The following is a 2,184-nucleotide window of genomic DNA, read 5'->3' on the forward strand; positions in this document are numbered from 1 at the left end:
AGACCGGCGCCGTGGCTTTCTCTCCTGCCTCAACGTCGCGAGACATCTAACCCGCCAACGAGGCCCCCACTCACCAGGACACAGACGTCATGGACGACCTCCTCACCACCTCCGTCCGATCGGCTGCCCAGGCCGCAACGCGGACGTTCCTCCAAGAGGTGTCGCCAGCACCGGGCACAGCTCCCACCAGTCCCGTAGCCTCCAGCAGGCCCTTGGTTCTACCGGGTGCGTTTGCCGTCTACTCGCAAGAGCTCAAGTTCGCGGGGGCTGACGAAACCCAGAGGGCCGAATTTGAACGCTTCACGGAGGGCCAGTTCGGGCTGACCCGTCTCATCGTCGGACATACCGGGGCCGACCAGACCGTAACAGTGTCCCTCTCTGCGCGGCGTGGCACGCGCCGGGTCCTGTTCGAGAACATCCCTGTCGAGTCGCTCCAAAAGCTCTTCCGCGATCCACTCGCCGTCCCGATCCGGTTCGAAAACGCCGACCAGATTCAGATCGACGTCAACTCCGGGCAGGGTGTTGTCGCTGACCGGGCCAACGTCGCGATCGTCGGCTACACCGCCGAGCAGCTCGACGCGCTGGAGTCGTCGGGTCGCCTCGACCCAAGCGCAGAGGCCGTCCTGCTCCACAGCTCGCTCCAGGTCCCCGCTGGCGCCGTCGAGACGCCGCTCCGGTTTGAGAGTCGAGGCATCGAGCTGGGCGTCCGGCGTGTGCTCGTGAGCGTCGGGGGAGGGCGCGATGACGAACTGACCCTGGCATTCCGGACAGGCACGGCGGACCTCCTACCCGCGATGACCGCCACTCAGTACGGCGAGCTCTTCTCCGAGCACCGGATCGAGCCGTCGCTCGTCGTCCCCGACAACCGCCCGCTCACGGCCTACGTCACCAACCCGACGGGCGACAACGTGGACGTCTCCATCATCATGGAGGCCTACCGGACGGCCTAGGCCCCCGCATCCCGAGCCACTGGCTATGCCCTGGATCACCCGCACGATCGACGAAGGCCCGAATACGCAGGGCTCTCGCGCCTCCGCCGTCGCCACGGCGACCGCAGCCGACGTCGCGCCCGTCGACCCCGACCGCAATCGGGTCTCGCTCGTCGTCCGCGTCAAGGAAACGTCGCTGCATGCCGTCGTGATCGCGATCGGCGACCGCGCGGCGAGCCCGACCAACGACCCGTTCGTCTTGGGCCCCGGCGACGTGCTCGACACGGCCACGCTCCCAGCAGAGGGCCAGCCGCGCCAGCTGGTCACGGCCTACACCGATGCCAGCTACGCGGTCGCGGGAGCTGAGTCTGCGCCCGTCCGCCTCCAACTCGTCGTCACCGAGATCACGGCCGATCGCCGTCCTCTGGGACGCGCTGCCCGCTAGCGCCATGTCGCTCGTCTCTCGCGCCACTCGACCAGCGAGCCTCATCGAGACCCGCGTGGATCACCGCGGCGACGCCTCCGCCAGCAGGGCGCCGGGCTCGCTCGTGACGCGGTTCTACGGACATGTCCATCCCGCGTCAATGGTCGACGAGACTGACCGCCTAGAGCCGGTCCCTGCCGACCCGCCCGCGCTCTCGGGCACCGGCCGTGACGACCTCGTGGCGACCGTCGGCGACGTGCCCGCCACACTCGGGCTGGCGTCCGTGGAGGTCGAGGTCTGGGAGACCGGCCAGGGCGCCACGTCGCACTCGCTGGCCGTCGCCGACGGGACGGTCGAGACCGCGCTCGATCTCGACCCGGCGTGGTTTCCGTCGGATGCCACCGAGTACAACGTCCGCGCACGCTCCGTGCCGGCCCCGCTCCTGGACGACGATGGCGGGGAGATCCGGACGGCTGAGGACCTCACGAGCGCCTGGACCGAGGCAATCACGTTCACCACCCCGGCCCCATGAGCGCGCTCGTACAGACCAAGAACGGGGGGCTGCGTGAGGCCCCGGCGCTGCGCCAGTCGGGCGGGGCACTCGTCGGCGGTGGGGTCCAGACATTCGGTTTGGCAACCGTCGCAGCTGGCCTCCCTGCGTTCTCGTTCGAGTGGGTCGGGGGCGAGCGGTCGCGCGTGTTCATCATGGAGCCGGGCTCGACGAACCAGCTCGACGACTCGGTAGCACTGGACCGCTACAACGGCGCGAACGTCGTCGTGACGGCCACCGACGGGCGGGGCCAGCAGGCGTGGACGATCGCCGATGATGCC

4 protein-coding genes are annotated in these 2,184 nt (G+C 69.2%); all 4 read left to right on the top strand.

Annotated elements, in window-relative coordinates; all coding sequences use genetic code 11:
• Nucleotides 1-368 precede the first annotated feature (368 nt).
• Nucleotides 369-950 carry a hypothetical protein gene (locus AAGI91_17635; GenBank protein MEM1044435.1) on the top strand — a complete coding sequence of 194 codons (582 nt, stop codon included), beginning with the start codon at nucleotides 369-371 and terminating at the stop codon, nucleotides 948-950.
• 25 nt (nucleotides 951-975) lie between these two features.
• Nucleotides 976-1,374, top strand: a complete 399-nt coding sequence (locus tag AAGI91_17640) for a hypothetical protein (GenBank protein MEM1044436.1) — start codon at nucleotides 976-978, stop codon at nucleotides 1,372-1,374.
• Nucleotides 1,375-1,378: 4 nt separating this feature from the next.
• Nucleotides 1,379-1,885: a hypothetical protein gene (locus tag AAGI91_17645; GenBank protein MEM1044437.1), complete on the top strand. Its 507-nt coding sequence runs from the start codon at nucleotides 1,379-1,381 to the stop codon at nucleotides 1,883-1,885.
• Nucleotides 1,882-2,184, top strand: a 303-nt coding sequence (locus tag AAGI91_17650) for a hypothetical protein (protein ID MEM1044438.1), incomplete at its 3' end; no start/stop codon positions are given. The genes AAGI91_17645 and AAGI91_17650, both read left to right, overlap by 4 nt.

This window comes from Bacteroidota bacterium, from assembly GCA_038746285.1.
Lineage (GTDB): Bacteria > Bacteroidota > Rhodothermia > Rhodothermales > JANQRZ01 > JANQRZ01.